The organism is Chelatococcus reniformis, assembly GCF_014640075.1.
Classification (GTDB): domain Bacteria; phylum Pseudomonadota; class Alphaproteobacteria; order Rhizobiales; family Beijerinckiaceae; genus Camelimonas; species Camelimonas reniformis.
In genome coordinates this window covers 113,132-131,514 of the sequence record NZ_BMGG01000007.1, presented here as the reverse complement: position 1 = coordinate 131,514, position 18,383 = coordinate 113,132, and the positions used below count along the sequence as shown (strand labels likewise).

Sequence of the window (18,383 nt, the reverse complement as noted above, 5' to 3'; positions counted from 1 at the left end):
GCCGATCCTTCAGGTTCTGCCGGCCGGCCCGGTCTCGTTGGCCAGGCTGATCGCATAGTGGATGGCGGCCGAGCGGTCGCGCAGGCCGAGCCGCTTCATCAGGTTGCTCAGGTGCACCCGGACGGTCTGGCTGCTCAGGTCGAGGTCCTCGGCGATGCGCTTCACCGAATAGCCGCGCCCGAGCAACGACAGCACGTCGCGCTCCCGGTTGGTGAGGCTGTCGTAGGCACTGGGCGGCGGCGTCGGCGGCTCGGCCGGTGCACGCGGGTTGCCGGCGCCGGCCGAGCGCTCGATGACGCGCCGCGGAAACGACACCTCGCCTGCCAGCACGCGCTCCAGGGCACGCTCGATCTCCGGCCCGTCGGCCGACTTGGGGATGTAGCCGATGACGCCGTGCTCGACCGAGCGCAGCACGTGCTCCAGGTCCTCATGCACCGACACCACCACCACCGGCACGTTGGGAAACTGCTCGCGCATGCGCTGGAGCCCTGCGAACGCGTCGAAGCCGGGCATGACCAGGTCGACCAGCACGAGGTCGATGTCGGGATGGGCGAGCAAGGTCGCGATCGCCTCGTCGAAGGTTTCCGCCTCGAGGGCGTCGAGCGTCTGCCGAAGCCGCCGCATCACCTGCTTGAGCGACTCGCGCACCATCCAGTGATCGTCGGCGATCAATACTTTCATCGCGTTTCGCTCGAATGGCGCCTGACGCCGGCGGCCTTCCGCCTCGGGCGCGTCTTTTCGCTTGCCGCCGCCCGCGACGCAACCCGCGTCCCTCGGCTCGCTGCGCCGCGGCAGCGATCTTGCGATTCATCTAGACATATCACCTATATATCAGGGTGAACGCCGCGCACAGCCTTACTTTGAGGCGACACTCTGATACTACCGCATCATTGTAGTGCAGCGTTGTGCATTGCAAATATCCAGCTCATCGCCCAAAATAGTCTCGTCACGCCCTCTAAACGGCCTTGACCGCTGCCGCCACCCAGTCTTAGCGTATTGGCAATACAGCTAGATAAAATATCTAGCCACAGCGATCAGGCGGCGTGCCCGAATCGTGGGACGCGCCACGCCACCAAAACGTCGCCCAAGGGGATTTGGATCATGAAGATCAGTCGCCGCTCGCTCGTGAAAGTTGCCGCCGCCGGCGGTGCCGCCGCCGCACTCCCAAGCCCATTCTTGATGCGGTCCGCCTGGGCGGCCGACCCCATCGTGCTCGGCGTGCCGACCAGCCAGACCGCCGCCGCCGGCGTCGCCGACGACCTCGATCACCTGAACGGCACGACGCTCGCCATGGAGGAGATCAACGCCGCCGGCGGCATCAACGGCCGCCCGCTCAAGCTGTTCGTCACCGACGTCGACAAGCTTTCGCCGGAGAGCTGCCAGCAGGCCATCGCCGCCTGCGTCGACGCCAAGGTGCACGCCATCTCCAACGCATTCCTGTTCGTGCCGATCCCGGCCATGGACGCGTCGGCCAAGTACAAATGCCCCTACGTGCAGGGCAATACCCAGCGCGCCGCCACCGAAGCCTTCAAGAAGGATCCGCAGAAGTACAGCCACATCTTCCAGACCGACCCCTCGGAAGTGCACTACGGCTATACGTACCCGATCTGGCTCAAGGCGATGGAGGACAGCGGCAACTGGAAGCCCAAGAACCGCAAGGTCCATATCGTCCAGGAGCAGGTCGCCTATTGCCAGACGATCTCGCGCGCCGCCCAGGAGGCCCTGAAGAAGAGCAGCTTCGAGGTCGCCAAGGTGACCGACATCCAGTTCCCGGTGCAGGACTGGGGGCCGGTGATCCAGGAGCTCAAGGCGGTCGACGCCGGCGCCATCATGATCGACCACTGGGTCGCCGCCGAATACGCCGCGTTCTGCAAGCAGTTCCAGGCCGATCCGGTGCCGAACTCGCTGGTTTATCTCCAGTACGGGCCCTCGCAGCCGGAGTTCCTGACGCTCGCCGGCTCGGCCGCCAACGGCTTCTGCTGGAGCACGGTGCTCGGCGTCTACGCCGACGAGAAGGGCAACGCCTTCCGCAAGAAATACAAGGCGCGCTTCCCCGGCATCATGGGCCTCGTCTACACCGGCAACGGCTATGACATCGCCTACTACCTGAAGGCCGCCTGGGAGGCGACGGGCGATCCCAGCAACTTCAAGGCCGCATGCGACTGGATCCGCACCCATCCGTTCCGCGGCGTGTGCGGCTACATGGACATGAACAACGAATATCAGGAGGCCGCCCACTTCCCCGACAACGGCTTTGCCGTCACAGCGACCGAGCTCGAGAAGGGCATGAGCCAGCTCTACGTCCAGGTGCAGGATGGCGAGCACAAGATCATCTACCCCTACGAGATCAAGGAAGCGACGCTCAAGCCGGCGCCGTGGTGGAGCTGATGCCCGCGGCTCCTGCGGCATCCTCCGCCCCGGGGGCCCCGCTGTTCGGCTGCGAGGACATCAGGCTCGACCTCGGTGGTCGTGCCATCCTGCACGGCATCAGCCTCGAGGTGCGCCGCGGCGAGGTGCTCGGCATCATCGGCCCCAACGGGGCCGGCAAGACCAGCCTGTTCGAGGTGCTCTCTGGCCGCCTCAGGCCCAAGAGCGGTCGCGTCCTGTTCGAGGGCCGCGACGTGACGGGCCTGCCGCTGCACGCCCGGGCCCGGCTCGGCATCGGCCGCACCTACCAGACGCCGGTGGTGCCGGACGAACTCACCGTCGGCGAGACCTTCAAGGCCACGCGCCAGGCCTACCGGCCCTACCTCACCCGCTTCGACGCCGAATACGGCGCCGAGCTCGTCGGCCTCCACGCGCGCGACGAGGAGCCGACGGCGCGGCTGGAGACCATGAACCGGCGCAAGCTGCTGCTCGCCTGCCTGCTCATGCGGCGGCCGCCGCTGCTGCTCATGGACGAGCCGGCGGCCGGCCTGATCAACTCCGAAGTCGACGAGATCGACCACCTCATCCGCATGCTCTCCAAGGAGATGAACGTGGCGATCATCATCGTCGAGCATCGCATCGAGCTCTTGGAACAGATTGCCGACCGGGTCATGGTCATGGATGCGGGCGAAGCCATCGCCCACGGCTCGCTCAAGGAGATCCTGGCCGATCCCAAGGTGCATGCGGCCTATTTCGAGATGGCGGACGAGGAGGCCTGAGCGATGGACGCCGCGGCCATCGCCGCCCCAGGGGGCGCCCCTGCCAAGCACGAGATCCTCAATGTGAAGGGCCTCTCCGCCGGCTACGGGCCGATGCGGGTGATCCACGCCCTCGATTTCATCGTCTATTCCGGCGAGCGGGTCGGGCTGGTCGGCCTCAACGGCCACGGCAAGTCGACCCTGTTCTATGCCATCGCCGGTCTCACCGGCTGGCAGCGCGGCTCGATCCGCCTGAATGGCGTGGAGGTCGGCCGCACCCGCAGCCAGGGCCCCGGCCGCTTCACGCATCTGGTGGTGCGCCAGGGCCTGGCGCTGATCCCCCAGGGCGACGAGATCTTCCACGGCCTGACCGTGGGGGAGCACCTGGATTCCGGCGCCTTCACGCCGCGCGCCTGGCGTGAGCGCAAGCAGCGCAAGGAACGGGTGCTGGCGATCTTCCCGCCGCTCGTCAAGTTGATGGACACGCCCGTCGGGCGCCTGTCCGGCGGCGAGCGGCGCATGGTCTCCATCGGCCGCGGGCTGATGGCGGAGGCCTCCCTGTTCCTGGTCGACGAACCGTCGCTGGGTTTGGCCCCTAAGGCCGGCAAGAGCGTCATGGCGGCGCTCATGAGCGTCGAGCTCGGGAGCTCGGCCATGGTCATCGCCGAGCAGAACGTGGCCCTGCTCGAGGGCAAGGTCGACCGCATCATCGGCATGCATGTGGGCAAGCTCAAGGGCGAAGCGTCGGCCGCGCTCGCCTTCCAGACCCGGCGGGAGCTGTAAGCGATGGATCTGGGCTTCATTATCACCAATGCCGTCGTGCTCGCCTGCATCTACGGCACGCTGGCCATCGGCCTGTCGATCACCTGGTCGAGCGTCGGCCTGATCAACCTGGCCTACGGCTTCATCTTCGCACTCTCCGGCTACGGCGCCTGGCTCGGCGCCCAGCACATCTCCACCAACGGTGTCGTCGTGGTCGCCTGCGGCGTGCTCACCGGGGCGCTGGGCGGCCTGCTGGTCTGCGCTCTGGCCTTCATCCCCATCCACGACAAGCCAAACTTCACCGTGCGCGGCCTGATCGCCACGCTCGCCATCAGCCTCATCGGTGGCCAGGCACTGCTCGCCATCTTCGGCCCCCGGGCCAAGAACCTGCCCGAGATCTTCGGCAGCTGGAAGATCAGCCTCGCCGGCGTGGTGCTCACCGCAGACAAGGTGGGCAACGTCGTCGTCTCCATCGCCGTGGTCACGGCCGTGCTCATGTGGATGCGTTCCAGCCGCCGGGGGCTCGAGATCCGCGCCATGATGATGAATCCGCACGCCGCGGCCATCGTCGGCATCGGCGTGCGCCGCACCGGCTTTTACGTCATGGCCATCACCGGGGGGCTGGCGGGCCTTGCCGCCGTGCTGCTGTCGCAGACCTACTACATCTCGCCGTTCGGCGGCCTGGCGCCGATGATCAAGGGCGTCAGCATCGCGCTCTGCGGCGGCCTGGGCAGCGTGCGCGGCGCCGTCATCGCCGCGGTGCTGCTCGGCCTCAACGAGGCGCTCACGGCGCGCCTGATGGGCGGCCAGTACGTGCTCATCACCCAATTCCTGCTGATCATCCTGATCCTGCTGATGCGCCCCCGCGGCATCGCTGGCATCCTCGACCGCGCCCGGGAGGCCTGAGCCATGGTTGACGTGGAGCAGCGCCTTCGGCCCGGCACCGCAACCGCCGACGTACCGGACACGCCGGCGAGCACCTGGCGCAATCCGCTCCACCCCTGGGGCGCCGAGGGCGCCGAGGAGGAAATCCCGTCCAACCCGCACCGCGACCCGCGCGAGGTCTGGGTGCGGACGCGGGAATCGAAGGCGCCGCTGCTGCCGGTGGGGCGGCTGCGCTACTACCACAAATGGCCCGGTCACGGCGGGCGCCTGTGGCAGCGGATGCGTTACTGGCCAACCCGGCGGCGCGTTCTCCACATTCGCGGCGAGTACAATCCCAAGACGCTGAGGCGCGAGAAGACCATCGTCGACAAGCGCCCGATCTGGTGGGTGCTCGGGCTGGTCGCCCTGCTGCTCGCGCCCGCCGTCATGCCCGCGGATTTCCAGAACACGCTGATGACTGCAGGCGCCACCTTCGGCATCTACGCGGCGATCAACCTGTGCTGGATGCTGATCATCGGCACCGCGGGCATCTACTCGCTGGCGAGCTACGCCGTGGTCGGCGCCGCCGCCTTCGGCACCGCCTGGCTGTCGATCCACATGGGCCTGCCGTGGTGGACGCTGCCCTTGGTTGGGTCGGCGATCGGGCTCGTGTTCGGGCTGATCATCGCCATCCCGGCGATCCGCCTGGACGGCTTCTACTACGCGCTCCTGACCATCGGCCTTAACGAGCTCTGCCGCGTCTACACGCTGCAATCCAAGCAGTTCGGCTCGTCGACCGGCGGCCTCTACGGGGCCGACACCTACATTCCTCAGAGCTGGAGCCAGGAAAGCCAGTCGTTGCTGGCCTATTACGCCTGCTTTGCCCTGATGGTCGCAGCGCTGATCCTGTACCGGTTCGTCGACGGGCGCCGGCTCGGCCGCATCCTCAAGATGGCGCCGGAGAAGCGCGAGGCCTTCGCCGAGGCGACCGGCGTCAACTTTCGCCGGGCCCGCATCTGGGTGTTCATCATCTCGTCGATCGGGCTCGGCTTCATCGGCGGCTTCTACACCGCCCACTATCGCGGCGTGTCCTTCTCCATCTTCAGCTTCGACACGGTGCTGCTCGGCCTCGCCATGCTGGTCATCGGCGGCATCGGCCGCGCCGAGGGCGCGGTGGTCGGCACCGCCATCGTCATCTTCCTCGACAAGGTGCTGATCGCCACCGGCCCGATCCGGCTCATCCTGATCGGTCTCATCATGCTCGGCGTGGTGCTGTTCCTGAAGGGCGGCCTGTTCGGCATCAAGGCGCAGTTCGGCGCCTGGCGCGACAAGAAGAAGAGCGAGCGGCGGTCCAGGCGCGCCGAGAAAGGAGGCGAGATGCTGCCCGAAGAAGCCACCGAGACCAAGGACAAGGATCTCATCTACTGGCGCCGCTACGACAAGATGCAGCGAGATTACCTCAAGAGCCTGATCTCGCCGGAGATCATCGAGGAGCACCGCAAGAGCCCGTTGGGCCAGCACAGCGAGCCCCTGGAGCGCCTGCTGCTCTACTTCCGACGCGCCCCCCTCGCCGACAAATACGCCATCACCGTGGTGAAGCCGTTCCAGGCCTACCGCATCGTCGCCCTGTCCGGCCAGCGCGGCGTCGCGCCTCGCATCGTCGAGGACAAGGTCTACCCGACCCAGGACGAGGCCTATCACGGGGTGTTCCTGCGCCGGGTCCAGGACCTGTTGGAGACATGAGCGCTAAGGGCGCTTTCGAGGGACGTGGACCGATCCGCGTGAAGACGACGCGTCAACACAAGAGCCCGAAGCACGTCGCCGGCTGCGGGATCGGTGAAACGGCCAGGACCGCCGGAGTACGCAATGGCAGAGGTTAAGATCTTCGGCTACACCGACAAGATCTCGGTGAAGCCGGGCCAGTCGATCGACGTCTTCGTCTCGGCTGACGGCGTCAGCGAAGCCGAGGCCAAGCTCGTGCGCCTGATCCATGGCGACGAGCATCCGGACGGGCCCGGCTTCCTGGAGGAGGAGGTCGCCTGCGAGGCCGACGGCCCCTGGCCGGTGCGCAAGCAGTATACCCAGGTGGGCTCCTTCCTCGAGGTCGCCGACCCCGAGGCCGTGCTGGCGCTCGAGGGGCCGCTCACGCTCCATGCCTTCATCTATCCGGGCCTGCCGGAGGCCGGGCAGCGCCAGGGCCTTCTCGGCCGCTGGGACAACGACAGGAACATGGGCTATGCCCTCGGCATCAACCGAAAGGGGCATCTGGAGTTCTGGGTCGGCCGCGGCGACGAGGTCGACTACGTCGAGGCCGAGGTGCCGCTGATCGCCAAGACCTGGTATTTCGTCGCCGCCACCTTCGACCCGGCGAGCGGCCGCGCCACGGTGCACCAGGAGAGCGTCGCCAACCGCTACAACGGCCTGCTCGGCCGCGTCGCCCCAATCGACTTCCGCTCCCACGTGGCGGAGACCTTCCGCTTCCGCCCCAAGCACCTGCCCGACACGCCCTTCCTCATCGCCGGCACACGGGATTTTCACGAGGCCCGCGGCCATTTCGTCTCGCAGACCTATTGCGGCAAGATCGACCGGCCCGGCGTGCACGGCCGCGTGCTCGGCGAGGCGGAGTTCGACGCCATCAAAGGCGGCGCGCTGCCGCCGCCCGACGGCATGGTGGCCTATTGGGACACCACCGCCGGCTACACCGATCGCGGCATCGGCGACGTGGTCATCGACGCCGGCCCCCACAAGCTCGACGCCAGGGGCTACAATCGGCCGGTGCGCGCGCAGACCGGCTGGAACTGGAACGGCCGCAACGACTGCTTCCGCCTGGCCCCCGAGGAATACGGAGGCGTCGAGTTCCACTACGACGCGATGATCGACTGCAACTGGGCGCTGACGCGCACTGTGCGCCTGCCGGAGACGCTGAAGAGCGGCGTCTACGCCTTTCGCCTGCGGGCCGGGGACGGCGTTGGCCTCGGCGAGGAACGGGTCGTCTTCTTCGTGCGGCCCACGATCCCCGCCGGCAAGGTGGCGCTGCTGTTCCCGACGGCGAGCTATCTCGCCTACGCCAACGAGCACCTGAGCTTCGATGCGCAGATCATCCAGCCGATGACCGGCCAGCCGCCGATCGTCTCGGAAGTCGACATCGAGATGTACAAGAACTGGGAGTTCGGCCTCTCCACCTATGACGCCTGGGCCGACGGCAACGGCGTCTGCTACTCGTCCTACCGCCGGCCGATCCTCAACATGCGCCCGAAATATCGCATCTCGAGCATGGGCGTGACCTGGGGCTTCGCGGCCGATCTCTCCATCCTGGCCTGGCTGGAGCACAAGGGCTACGCCTACGACGTGCTCACCGACGAGGACCTGCACGTGGAGGGCCTCGACGCCATCGCGAGCTACGCCTGCGTCCTCTCCGGCACCCACCCCGAATACTATTCGGAGCGGATGCTCGATGCCACCGAAGACTATATCGCCGGCGGCGGCCGCTACATCTACATGGGCGGCAACGGCTACTACTGGAATGTGGCCTTCCGCGACGACGAGCCGTGGATCATGGAGGTGCGCAAGCTCGATTCCGGCATGCGCGCCTGGGCGGCCCGGCCCGGCGAGCATTACCTCGCCACGACCGGGCAGAAGAGCGGCCTGTGGAAGAACCTCGGCCGGCCGCCGCAGAAGCTCGTCGGCGTCGGCTTCATCGCCGAGGGCTTCGAGACCAGCCGACCCTACCGGCGCATGCCCGACAGCTACCACCGCACCGTGTCGTGGATGATGAAGGGAATCGAGGGCGAGATGCTGGGCGAAACGGGCCTCGCCTACGGTGGCGCCGCGGGCCTGGAGCTCGACCGCTACGACCTGAACTACGGCACGCCGCCGCACGCGCGCATCGTCGCCTCGTCCGGCGGCCACAGCGACAACTACATGCTGTCCATCGAGGAGATCCTCTACCCCTATCCCGGGCTCGCCGGCTCGCAGGACTACCGCATTCGCTCCGACATGGTCTATTTCACCGCGCCCAACGACGGCGCGGTGTTCAGCACCGGCTCGATCGCCTTCGGCCAGGCCCTGCCGGCCAACGGCTTCGCCAACAATATCTCCACCCTGCTCGGCAACCTCGTGGATGCCTTCATCGCCCCGGGGCGGCTGCCCGGCGCGCTGTGGGTGAACGACGAGAAGCAATGGAAGTAGGGAGAATTGGCCTGCCCCCGGCGGATTGATCGGGCTCCGCCGCAACGCATCTTAAGGGGGATGGCCGCTTGCCCAGGCCATCACCACCCACAGCCGATGTGCGGGCTTGACCCGTTCGGCCATCGCGGCAATCAACGTGACATCAACTGTGCTGGCCGAGAGGCGCGTTTCTCAGCAGATGGATGACCGGGTGGCCCGGCCCACGACGCGGAGGGAGGCGGAGGCGACCTGACCAGCTTCCCGCGGCGCCGGAGCTCTTTCGCCATGTCCTCCCTGCTGATCCGCGACGCGCACCTCGCCGATGCGCGCGCCATTCTGTTGATCTACAACTACGGCGTGCTGGAGACGACGGCGGTGTGGACCGAGGAGCCGTCCACGCTCGCCGGACGGGAGGCGTGGCTCAGGGAGCGGCAGGGGCGCGGCTATCCGGTGCTCGTCGCCGAGATCGAGGACACGGTGGTGGGCTTTGCCACCTTCGGCGACTTCCGCGTCTGGCCCGGCTACCGCCACACCGTCGAGGATTCCATCTACGTGGCGGCGGGCCAGCACCGGCGCGGCATCGGCCGGGGCCTGATGGCCTCACTGATCGCCCGTGCGCGGCAGGCCCGCAAGCATGTGATGGTCGCCGGCATCGAGGCCGGCAACACCGCCTCGATCGCGCTCCACGCCGACGTGGGCTTCCGCCAGGTCGCCTATATGCCGCAGGTGGGCACCAAGTTCGGCCGCTGGCTCGACCTGGTGCTGATGCAGATCGTGCTCGATCAGGCTCCGCCCGGCCCCCTGCCCGGCCACGGGTGATCGCCGGCCCGGCGAGGATCCGGCGGCGAAGCCGCAGCGCTCCCCCCGCCATCTCGGCCCCGCGGGGACGTGCCCCGAGTGGCTTGCCGCACCATGGCGAAACCGGTAGCCAGCCTTGCCGCCCATGCATTATCGTGCGCTTGAACTCTCGACCGTGTATCCACACAATGAGTCCAGGGGCCGCCCGCCGCGGCGGCCGCAGCGAGGAGCAGACCATGACCGCAGCGATCGTAGGATGGGCCCACACGCCCTTCGGCAAGTTCGACACCGAGACCGTCGAAAGCCTGGTCGTGCGGGTGGCGAACGAGGCCATGGAGCACGCCGGCATCGGCCCCAAGGAGGTCGACGAGATCGTGCTCGGCCACTTCAACGCCGGCTTCTCGGCCCAGGACTTCACCGCGTCGCTGGTGCTGCAGGCGGATGACCGGCTCCGCTTCAAGCCGGCGCTGCGCGTCGAGAACGCCTGCGCCACCGGCTCCGCCGCCGTGCACCAGGCCATCCGCACCATCGAGGCCAAGGCCGGCCGCATCGTCCTCGTCGTCGGCGTCGAGCAGATGACCACCACGCCCGGCCCGCAGATCGGCCAGAACCTGCTGCGCGCCTCCTACCTCAAGGAGGATAGCGAGATCCAAGGCGGCTTCGCCGGCGTCTTCGGCAAGATCGCCGACGCCTACTTCCAGCGCCACGGCGACCAGTCCGACGCCCTCGCGATGATCGCTGCCAAGAACCACAAGAACGGCGTCGACAACCCCTATGCGCAGATGCGCAAGGACTTCGGCTACGACTTCTGCCGCCAGGAGAGCGACAAGAACCCCTTCGTCGCCGGCCCCTTGAAGCGCACCGACTGCTCGTTGGTGTCGGACGGCGCCGCCGCGGTGGTGATCGCCGACGTCGACACGGCGCTCAAGATGCCGCGCGCCGTCGTCTTCCGGGGCACCGGCCATGCCCAGGACTTCCTGCCCATGTCGAAGCGCGACATCCTGAAGTTCGAAGGCTGCACCGAGGCCTGGCAGCAGGCGCTGGCCAAGGCCGGCGTGGCGCTCAGCGACCTCTCCTTCGTCGAGACGCACGACTGCTTCACCATCGCCGAGCTCATCGAATACGAGGCCATGGGCCTCACGCCGGAGGGCCAGGGCGCCCGCGCCGTCGCCGAGGGCTGGACGCAGAAGGACGGCAAGCTGCCGGTCAACCCCTCAGGCGGGCTCAAGGCCAAGGGCCATCCCATCGGCGCCACCGGCGTCTCCATGCACGCGCTGAGCGCCATGCAGCTGACGGGCGAGGCCGGCGGCATCCAGATCCCCAATGCCAAGCTGGCCGGCATCTTCAACATGGGTGGCGCCGCCGTCGCCAACTACGTGAGCGTGCTCGAGCGCCTGCGGTAAGCACCTTGCGCCGATCGGGGCGGGGCGCAGAGCCCCGCCCCGATCGACCTTGGCCATTTTTCCTCTTGGCAGGCGAGCCTGACGACGGCGATCGGGGCTCGCCTAGAGCGTTTTTGAGCGAAGTGGACGCCGGTTCGCGTGAAGAAAACGCGGCAAATCAAACAGATAGAGCATTCCGGCGATTCGAAGAAAACGCGGAAATGCACTACGGCCCGGTGACGGCCATCGGGTTGCAGCGGCCGTCCGCGATCTTGAAGCTGATCGGATCACACGGCGTGGTGTCCCGCGGGCAGATGCGCGGACAGATCTCGCCGCCGGCTCGCGCCTGCCGGTGGGCAGCGGCGGCGTCGGGCTGGCGCTGACGGCCGGGGGCCGGCTCCGCGGCGGCGACCTGGGCCGCAAGCGCGAGCGTTGCCGCGGCGGCGATGACTTTGATGCCCATGGCGGTTCTCCCTACCGCCGGGATATATGGGGCGATCGCTCCACCCGCCACGCGATCGCCGCCTTGCCCGCAGCGATCAGCCGCGCGAGGAGCGCCGGCTGCCCGCGGCTGCGTGCGATGTCGTCGGATAGGAAGGCGTCCGCCAGGGCGCGCGCCGGCGCGGCGCCCGTCGGCTGCGGCATCCCGGACGAGCGGCGGGCCACCGTGAAGATGAAAGGCCCGATCCAGAGGAGGACGGCGGCCGCGATCACGATGGCGCGCCTGGTGACCAGAGCGAGCCCCCTCCCCGTCGTCGCCATCCGCGATCCCCGGCCTGGTTGTCTTCGCTTCCTCCTGTCACTGGTGGGGCGGGCCGGCGGGTGGCGCTCGTGTGCAAACGCATGACGAATTATTTCCGAATGCAAACAGCGGCGCTGGGGGCCGGCGGCCGCGGACGATCTGCCGGCGGGGGCCCGTCCCGGCCTCGCCTCGCGACGCCCGGACCGACGTCTACCGGAACGGCGGCTCGTCGAAGCTTCTGAGCTTGCGCGAATGCATCTGGTCGAGCCGGCTGCGCAGCAGGTTGAGCGCGGCGAGCCCGATGGTCATGTGCTCCTCCACCGCCCGCTCGTAGAAGGCGCTGGCGGCACCGGGCAGCTTGATCTCGCCGTGCAGCGGCTTGTCGGAGACGCAGAGCAGCGTGCCGTAAGGCACGCGGAGCCGATAGCCTTGAGCTGCGATGGTGCCGCTCTCCATGTCGACGGCGATGGCGCGCGACAGGTTGATGCGCCGCCGCTCCTGGCTCCAGCGCAGCTCCCAATTGCGGTCGTCGTAGGTGAGCACGGTGCCGGTTCGCAGCCGCCGCTTCAGGGAGACGCCGGCCTCCCCTGTGACCTCGGCCGCCGCCTCCTGCAAGGCTACCTGCACTTCGGCCAGGGCCGGAATGGGAATGTCGGTCGGCACGGCGCTGTCGAGCACGCCGTCGCGGCGGAGGTAGGCGTGGGCGAGCACGTAGTCGCCGATGGTCTGCGACTGCCGCAGGCCCCCACAATGGCCGATCATCAGCCAGCAGTGTGGCCGCAGCACCGCCAGGTGGTCGGTGATGTTCTTGGCGTTGGCGGGGCCGACGCCGATGTTGACCAGGGTGACGCCGTGGCCGTCCTCCGCCCTGAGGTGATAGGCGGGCATCTGGAAGCGGTGCCAGGCGACGCCGGCGATGCGCTGCATGCCTTCGGCCTCCGACATGGAGCGGTCGATCACCGTGTTGCCGGGCAGCACGAGGCTGGTGAACCGCCCGCCCTTTTGCAGCTCGGCCAGCCCGTGGCGCACGAACTGGTCGACGTAGCGGTGGTAGTTGGTGAGCATGATCCACGGCTGCACGAAGCGCCAGTCGCTGCCGGTGTAATGGACCAGGCGCTTGAGCGAGAAGTCGACGCGCACGGCATCGAACAGGGCCAGCGGCAAGGGCCGGCCGGGGATGATGTCCCAGGAGCCGTCGGCGATCTCATCGCCCACCTCCGCCAGGAGCGGCGTCGGGAAATAGCGGGCGAGCTCGGCCGCCGTCACCCCCGAGCCGCCGAACTCGTCGCCGCGCTCGACCACGTAGGGATAGGGAATGTCCTGCCGCGACAGCCCGACCTCCACGGTGGCACCGTAGTCGCCCATGAGCAGGGTCAGCTGCTGCTCCAGATAGTTGCGGAAGGTCTGCGGGTGAGTGACGGTCGTCACATAGACGCCCGGCCCCTGGAACTTGGCGTAGGAGCGCGGCGACGTCGGCATCAGCCCCTGGGGATGATAGGTGACGCGCAGCGCCGGATAGCGAAACAGGGCCTGCTCCTGCGGGCTCGGCAGGCGGCGGGATGAGAGGTAGCCATCGAGCGCCTGGCGCAGCGTGCCGGTCGCCTGCGTGTAGAGCGCCGCCAGCCGCTCCACCGCCTCCCGTGCCGTGGCCGCCGCGGCGAAGTCCGTGTCGTGTGTCATGCTCTCATATCATGAGGATGAGGCCGCTCGCCGCCAAGGCGGTGATCCAGAGATAGTCGAGATTGATCCAGCCACGCCGCAGGAAGGCGAGCCCGATCCACTCGTAGACGGCGGTCGCCACCACCGCGATGGTCACCAGCATCGCCGCCGTATGCACGCCCACGGCCGCCAGCGCCAGCGGCAGCGAGCCTTGCGCGGTCAGCTCCTGCGCCGGCGCTGCGGCCAGGCACAGGGGGATGACCACCGGGATCAGCATCAGGCCCGCGCCGTGGCCGGTCGCCATCAGGAAGGACCAGAGGCCGAGCCCGGCGAGCCCGGTCTGCATGCCCACGCGCACGCGGTGGCGGTGGCCGCCGAACGCCTGCCAGGTGGCCCAGCCGATGAGCAGCAACCCGGCCGCCCGGTTCAGCCAGTGAAGCTCGACGACGAAGCCGAGCGCCACCACCGCGGCGACGACGACGGCCACGGACGCCGCATGCCCCAGCGCGATCGGCATCAGCGACAGCCATAGGGCGCGCCGGCTGCCGCGGTGCAGGCCGAGGGCCACGGCGAACAGCCAGCCCATGGCCGGGTTGAGCCCGTGGAAGACGCCGAGGCCGGCGAGCACCAGCCAGGGCGACATGTCAGGCTGCCGCGATCGGGCGCGTGCGGTCGGGCGGCGCGCGCATCAGGGATAGCAGTAGGAATCGGACGAGCAGTCGCCTCCCTCTAGCCGCACCTGATGCGGGCGATGGCCTTTCGGCCAGTCGACGAAGAACTTGTCGTCGAAGGCGATGCCGCCGTTCTCGCCCACGTCGAGCTTGACCATCCAGCCGTCGATGCCCTCGGGGTAGAATTGCGGGTCGATGGCGCCGTAGAGCGAGTTGGTGAAGTAGACCCGGCGGCCGTCGCGGCTGATCTCGACCATCTGTGGGCCGCCATTGAGCGCGGCCGCCTTGGCGCCGGGATGGCCGGCCCGCGAGACGATGCCGCCGATGCGCACCCGCCCGGTCTCCTTGGGTGCGAACGGATCCGACACGTCGTATTGGATCATGTCGCCGGTGCCCCAGCAGGAGACGTAGAGGAAGCGATCGTCCATCGACAGGTCGATGTCGGTGACCAGCGGCGCGACCGCCTTGAAGCCTTGCAGCACCGGCGGCAGCAGGCTCGGATCGGCCGGCTCGGCCGGGATCTCGATCACCTTCTTGACGGCCCACTTGTCGCCGTCCCGGTACCAGGTCCAGATCGAGGCCGACAGGTCCTTCAGGCTGATGACGCAGCCGACGAAACCGTAGGCCTTGGTGGGATCGTGCGCCGGCCGCAGTTCGAACACCAGCTGGTGCTCCTCGCCGAAGTCGATCTCCTGGATGTGCTTGCGCTTGTGCAGGTCCCAGAAGTGGAGGCGCCGGCCGTACTTGCTGCCGAGCAGCACCTCCGGCACCAGCCCGTTCTCGAAGGTGTCGGGCGTGCCCCACTCGCTGGTGATCATCGTGTCGTGGCCCAGATGCCACCAGAAGTCATAGGCCAGCTGCTGTGGGCCCCGATCCATCTCCCACTGGCCGAGCACGTCGAAGCTCTCGGGATCGAGCAGGAAGATGCCGCCGGGCGCCTTGCCCTCGGCGTTGCCGAGGGCGTTGACGTAGATGCCCTCAGGGCCGCAATGGGTGGTGTGGAGGCGCGTGTAGCCGGCTTTCTCGGCCACCTCCTCCGGCTCGATCACCCTCACGATGCTGGGCTTGCGGGGATCGGGCTTGGTGTCGACGATGTGCAGGCGCGATGAGCGCAGGCCCGGCACGACGAGATAGCGCCGCTCCATATGGGGATGCGGCGCGTTCGGGCACAGGCACGACGAGCAGGCGTTCCAGCCGAAGTGATGCAGCTCGTCGCCGGTATTCGGCATATCGACTTGGCCGACGATCTGAGAGTAGGTGGCAGACGCCGGATCCACGTCGACCACGGCGATGGCGTCGGGTTTGCTGCGGTCGGGATCGAAGGCCGCCACGTAGGCCAGGCTCTCGGGCTTCGCCTTGGCCGCCATACGCGGCGAAGGATAAAATGAAGGGTCGGGTCTCCAGCTTGCCATGAGGATCCTCCCGGGGCGGCACGAGCGTTGTCGGCCAGCAGCCCACTGTACCGCCCCGGATCTCGGATGTCCTCGTCGCGCGACGAACAAACAATCGCCGTGTTCGCCTATCGGGACGAACGGCGGGGCGGCAAGCTGATACCAGTAGAAGAAGGGAATAGCCGAACCACTCGGGCCGCGAACGTATAGAAGGAACCCAGACGGCCCCGATCAAGGATGCGCCGAGCAGCCCGGCTGCCTTTGGGCCCGAGCAGTGCAATGATCTTCTCCCGCCCTGTCGCGCCAACGCGGACGAACGCTAGCGACGTGGGCCGGGCCTGCCAGGCGGCTGCCTATGTCTAAGACGCGCCGGGCCGCCGGGCGGCATCCCTGGGCCGCGGCCTCGCACCCGGCTCCCGCCGGGCAACGAATTCCCGGCCTGCCGCGGCGGACCGAGGCGCGGGCTTAAGTCTTCGATCCGTCGAGTTCGTCGCGCTGCCGCGTCAGCGCTTCGAGCTGCTCCTCCTGGTCGGCGATGCGCCGCGACATCAGGTCCTCGTCCGCCGCGCCCGAGAACGCCGCCGCCTGCTCGATCAGTGCGCGGAGGTTTTCCCTTACGACCCTGATGCGCTGGTCGAGCTCCTCGATCGTCAGGGAACTATTGGGCATGTGAACCTCCTGGGCAAAGCGTGCAGCCGCCGGGGCATGCCTCTATAGATAGTGCACTTTTGGCGATCGTGCGGGGTCCCCCCTCAAAGGCGCGGCATGGCCGGGGGCGGTCGCGGGCGACGGAGGCAGCCGAAGGCGAGGGTCCCCGCCTCCGGCGCCGTGCCGGCGTCCCAGGCTTGCGTGTGTCAGGCCGCGACCGCCGCGGCCGGCACACGGCCCAAGATCATGTCGGCCGCCTTTTCGGCGATCATGATCGTCGGCGCGTTCGTGTTGCCGCTCACCAGGCGCGGCATTACCGAAGCGTCGACCACGCGCAAGCCCTCGACCCCTCCGACACGCAGCTCCGCGTCCACCACGGCCATCGGATCCTCGCCCATCTTGCAGGTCCCCACCGGGTGGTAGATCGTCGTGCCCGCCGCCTGGGCGAACGCAAGCAGAGCTTCGGGCCCGGCCGCTGGTTCGCCCGGGAGGAGCTCGTGATCGATGTAGGGAGCAAGCGCTGCCTGGCCGGCGATGCGCCGCCCCCACTCCAGCGATGCGACGGCGACCTCCTGATCGAGCGGATCGGACAGGTAGTTGGCGAAGATCGACGGATGGACCGTCGGATCGGCAGATTTGATGCGGATCCAGCCGCGGCTTTCCGGCCTGAGCTGGCATGGGGCAATCGTCAATCCCGGCTTCTGCTCCAGCGTCATCTTGCCCTGGGCGAGCTTGTCCGTATCGATGCTGGCCGGGAGAATGTGAAACTGGATGTCGGGGCCGGCCAGGTCCGGGCGGGACTTGACGAAGGCGGCGATGTGGGCCGCCGAGAGCGTCAGCAATCCTTTGCGGTAGACCAGATACTTGATCGTCTCGCCGACAAGGCGCGCACCGCGCGACAGCTCGTTCACGCTGACGACATGGGGCTTCAGCCGGTACAGCATCGGGATGACATAGTGGTCCTGCAGGTTCTCCCCCACGCCCGGCCGGTCGGCGATCACCGCGATTCCGTGCTGCTGCAGGAGCGCCGCGGGGCCGATGCCCGAGAGCTGCAGCAGCTGGGGCGAGTTGACCGCGCCGCCCGACAGGATCACCTCGCGCCGCGCCCGCACCACGTGCCGCGCGCCGTTCTGCACGAACTCGACGCCGACCGCCCGCCGCCCTTCGAACACGACCCGGCTCGCCAGCGCCCGCGTCTCGAGGCGGAGATTCGGGCGAGCCATGGCCGGGTGCAGGTAGGCGACCGCCGCCGAGCACCGCCGGCCGTTCTTGACCGTGAGCTGGTAGTAGCAGACGCCCTCCTGCTCACCGGCGTTGACGTCCCGGTGCGAGAGCCCGGCCTGTTCGCAGGCGGCCAGGGCCGCGTCCGAGACCTCGTGGGTGGTGGTTGCGTCCGAGACGTTGAGCGGGCCGCCGATCGCGTGGTGCTCGCAGGCGCCTCGCTCCTGATGTTGGGCGCGTCTGAAGTAAGGACGCACGTCGTCCCATCCCCAGCCTGTGCAGCCGAGCTGACGCCAGCCGTCGTAGTCGGCGTGCTGGCCACGGATGTAGATGAGCCCGTTGATGGACGAGGAGCCGCCCAGCACCTTGCCGCGCGGCCATACGTGGGCGCGTCCGCCGGTGCCCGGGTCGGGCTCGGTGGTGTAGAGCCAGTTCACCTTGGGATCCTTGAGGGTTTGCGCATAGCCGACCGGCACGTGGATCATCAGGTTCGACCAGAACTGGCTGGGCTCCTTGGTGGGACGGTCATCGCCGCCCGCTTCGAGCAGCACCACCTTCGTCGTCCCGTCGGCAGACAGTCGGTTGGCCAGCACGCAGCCGGCCGAGCCGGCGCCCACGATGACATAGTCGGCTTCGGATGCGCCCTGCATGGTGTCTCCCTCCCTGTTCGTTGATCTGGTGGTCCGCAGCTGGCCCGGCCGGCGGTCAGGCCTCTTGCCAGGCGGGGCGGCCACGGATCACCCGAGCGGCGTCCGCGATAGCTGCGGCGACATCATCGAGAAGTACTCGGACAAAGGGATCGAGATCCTGCGCGCCTGCTAGAGGGGCCATGTTTCCTCCGTCATGCGCCGCCCCTCTTGAGGTCTATGCGCTGTTACGTTCGTTCGCTTGCGGCTCCGTCCCAGGCGCCGGCTCCGAGATCCATCGCTCATCGCAGCGGTTCGGTGATACTT

Annotated in this window: 16 protein-coding genes; 8 read left to right on the top strand and 8 right to left on the bottom strand. The window is 68.1% G+C overall.

Features of this window, described 5'->3' with window-relative positions:
* Positions 1–9: 9 nt before the first annotated feature.
* Positions 10–681, bottom strand: a complete 672-nt coding sequence (locus IEW34_RS19400) for a response regulator (protein ID WP_188610874.1) — start codon at positions 679–681, stop codon at positions 10–12.
* Between the two features lie 420 nt (positions 682–1,101).
* Between IEW34_RS19400 and IEW34_RS19395 the strand changes: the two genes are divergently transcribed.
* From IEW34_RS19395 to IEW34_RS19360, 8 genes are all read left to right on the top strand, one after another.
* Positions 1,102–2,388 carry an ABC transporter substrate-binding protein gene (locus tag IEW34_RS19395; RefSeq protein WP_188610873.1) on the top strand — a complete coding sequence of 429 codons (1,287 nt, stop codon included), beginning with the start codon at positions 1,102–1,104 and terminating at the stop codon, positions 2,386–2,388.
* A complete protein-coding gene (locus IEW34_RS19390; RefSeq protein ID WP_188610872.1) occupies positions 2,388–3,146 on the top strand; it encodes an ABC transporter ATP-binding protein in 759 nt (252 codons plus the stop codon). Before IEW34_RS19395 ends, IEW34_RS19390 begins: the two co-directional genes overlap by 1 nt.
* A gap of 3 nt (positions 3,147–3,149) precedes the next feature.
* Positions 3,150–3,908: an ABC transporter ATP-binding protein gene (locus tag IEW34_RS19385; RefSeq protein WP_188610871.1), complete on the top strand. Its 759-nt coding sequence runs from the start codon at positions 3,150–3,152 to the stop codon at positions 3,906–3,908.
* Positions 3,909–3,911: 3 nt separating this feature from the next.
* Positions 3,912–4,793 carry a branched-chain amino acid ABC transporter permease gene (locus IEW34_RS19380; RefSeq protein WP_188610870.1) on the top strand — a complete coding sequence of 294 codons (882 nt, stop codon included), beginning with the start codon at positions 3,912–3,914 and terminating at the stop codon, positions 4,791–4,793.
* 3 nt (positions 4,794–4,796) lie between these two features.
* The gene (locus IEW34_RS19375) at positions 4,797–6,494 is read left to right on the top strand and encodes a branched-chain amino acid ABC transporter permease (RefSeq protein ID WP_188610869.1); all 1,698 of its coding nucleotides are present in this window, start codon (positions 4,797–4,799) and stop codon (positions 6,492–6,494) included.
* Between the two features lie 123 nt (positions 6,495–6,617).
* Positions 6,618–8,939 (top strand): N,N-dimethylformamidase beta subunit family domain-containing protein, encoded by a 2,322-nt coding sequence (locus IEW34_RS19370; protein WP_188610868.1) that lies wholly within the window; start codon positions 6,618–6,620, stop codon positions 8,937–8,939.
* A gap of 264 nt (positions 8,940–9,203) precedes the next feature.
* Positions 9,204–9,737, top strand: a complete 534-nt coding sequence (locus tag IEW34_RS19365) for a GNAT family N-acetyltransferase (protein WP_188610867.1) — start codon at positions 9,204–9,206, stop codon at positions 9,735–9,737.
* Between the two features lie 215 nt (positions 9,738–9,952).
* Complete coding sequence (locus tag IEW34_RS19360; RefSeq protein WP_188610866.1) at positions 9,953–11,119, top strand: acetyl-CoA acetyltransferase; 1,167 nt, start codon at positions 9,953–9,955, stop codon at positions 11,117–11,119.
* A 205-nt stretch (positions 11,120–11,324) separates the two neighbouring features.
* On the opposite strand, the gene IEW34_RS19355 is transcribed toward IEW34_RS19360, so the two are convergent.
* The 7 genes from IEW34_RS19355 to IEW34_RS19325 all read right to left on the bottom strand — a co-directional run bounded on the left by IEW34_RS19355 (position 11,325) and on the right by IEW34_RS19325 (position 18,080).
* On the bottom strand, positions 11,325–11,561 hold the full coding sequence (locus IEW34_RS19355; RefSeq protein ID WP_188610865.1) for a hypothetical protein: 237 nt from the start codon (positions 11,559–11,561) through the stop codon (positions 11,325–11,327).
* 11 nt (positions 11,562–11,572) lie between these two features.
* The gene (locus IEW34_RS19350; protein ID WP_188610864.1) at positions 11,573–11,860 is read right to left on the bottom strand and encodes a hypothetical protein; all 288 of its coding nucleotides are present in this window, start codon (positions 11,858–11,860) and stop codon (positions 11,573–11,575) included.
* A 190-nt stretch (positions 11,861–12,050) separates the two neighbouring features.
* A complete protein-coding gene (locus IEW34_RS19345) occupies positions 12,051–13,520 on the bottom strand; it encodes an AMP nucleosidase (protein ID WP_188610863.1) in 1,470 nt (489 codons plus the stop codon).
* Between the two features lie 4 nt (positions 13,521–13,524).
* Positions 13,525–14,142: a hypothetical protein gene (locus tag IEW34_RS19340; RefSeq protein ID WP_188610862.1), complete on the bottom strand. Its 618-nt coding sequence runs from the start codon at positions 14,140–14,142 to the stop codon at positions 13,525–13,527.
* A gap of 45 nt (positions 14,143–14,187) precedes the next feature.
* Positions 14,188–15,582, bottom strand: coding sequence for a selenium-binding family protein (locus IEW34_RS19335; RefSeq protein ID WP_188610861.1), 1,395 nt, complete (start codon positions 15,580–15,582; stop codon positions 14,188–14,190).
* A gap of 444 nt (positions 15,583–16,026) precedes the next feature.
* Entirely contained in the window at positions 16,027–16,230 is a 204-nt protein-coding gene (locus tag IEW34_RS19330; protein WP_188610860.1) for a hypothetical protein, read from the bottom strand.
* 185 nt (positions 16,231–16,415) lie between these two features.
* Positions 16,416–18,080 carry a GMC family oxidoreductase gene (locus IEW34_RS19325; RefSeq protein WP_188610859.1) on the bottom strand — a complete coding sequence of 555 codons (1,665 nt, stop codon included), beginning with the start codon at positions 18,078–18,080 and terminating at the stop codon, positions 16,416–16,418.
* Positions 18,081–18,383 lie beyond the last annotated feature (303 nt).

Coding starts and splice junctions, on each gene's coding strand:
- IEW34_RS19400 (WP_188610874.1), bottom strand. CDS start 681: ATGAAAGTATTGATCGCCGACGATCACTGGATGGTGCGCGAGTCGCTC.
- IEW34_RS19365 (WP_188610867.1), top strand. CDS start 9,204: ATGTCCTCCCTGCTGATCCGCGACGCGCACCTCGCCGATGCGCGCGCC.
- IEW34_RS19340 (WP_188610862.1), bottom strand. CDS start 14,142: ATGTCGCCCTGGCTGGTGCTCGCCGGCCTCGGCGTCTTCCACGGGCTC.
- IEW34_RS19335 (WP_188610861.1), bottom strand. CDS start 15,582: ATGGCAAGCTGGAGACCCGACCCTTCATTTTATCCTTCGCCGCGTATG.
- IEW34_RS19380 (WP_188610870.1), top strand. CDS start 3,912: ATGGATCTGGGCTTCATTATCACCAATGCCGTCGTGCTCGCCTGCATC.
- IEW34_RS19345 (WP_188610863.1), bottom strand. CDS start 13,520: ATGACACACGACACGGACTTCGCCGCGGCGGCCACGGCACGGGAGGCG.
- IEW34_RS19360 (WP_188610866.1), top strand. CDS start 9,953: ATGACCGCAGCGATCGTAGGATGGGCCCACACGCCCTTCGGCAAGTTC.
- IEW34_RS19355 (WP_188610865.1), bottom strand. CDS start 11,561: ATGGGCATCAAAGTCATCGCCGCCGCGGCAACGCTCGCGCTTGCGGCC.
- IEW34_RS19385 (WP_188610871.1), top strand. CDS start 3,150: ATGGACGCCGCGGCCATCGCCGCCCCAGGGGGCGCCCCTGCCAAGCAC.
- IEW34_RS19390 (WP_188610872.1), top strand. CDS start 2,388: ATGCCCGCGGCTCCTGCGGCATCCTCCGCCCCGGGGGCCCCGCTGTTC.
- IEW34_RS19325 (WP_188610859.1), bottom strand. CDS start 18,080: ATGCAGGGCGCATCCGAAGCCGACTATGTCATCGTGGGCGCCGGCTCG.
- IEW34_RS19330 (WP_188610860.1), bottom strand. CDS start 16,230: ATGCCCAATAGTTCCCTGACGATCGAGGAGCTCGACCAGCGCATCAGG.
- IEW34_RS19395 (WP_188610873.1), top strand. CDS start 1,102: ATGAAGATCAGTCGCCGCTCGCTCGTGAAAGTTGCCGCCGCCGGCGGT.
- IEW34_RS19375 (WP_188610869.1), top strand. CDS start 4,797: ATGGTTGACGTGGAGCAGCGCCTTCGGCCCGGCACCGCAACCGCCGAC.
- IEW34_RS19350 (WP_188610864.1), bottom strand. CDS start 11,860: ATGGCGACGACGGGGAGGGGGCTCGCTCTGGTCACCAGGCGCGCCATC.
- IEW34_RS19370 (WP_188610868.1), top strand. CDS start 6,618: ATGGCAGAGGTTAAGATCTTCGGCTACACCGACAAGATCTCGGTGAAG.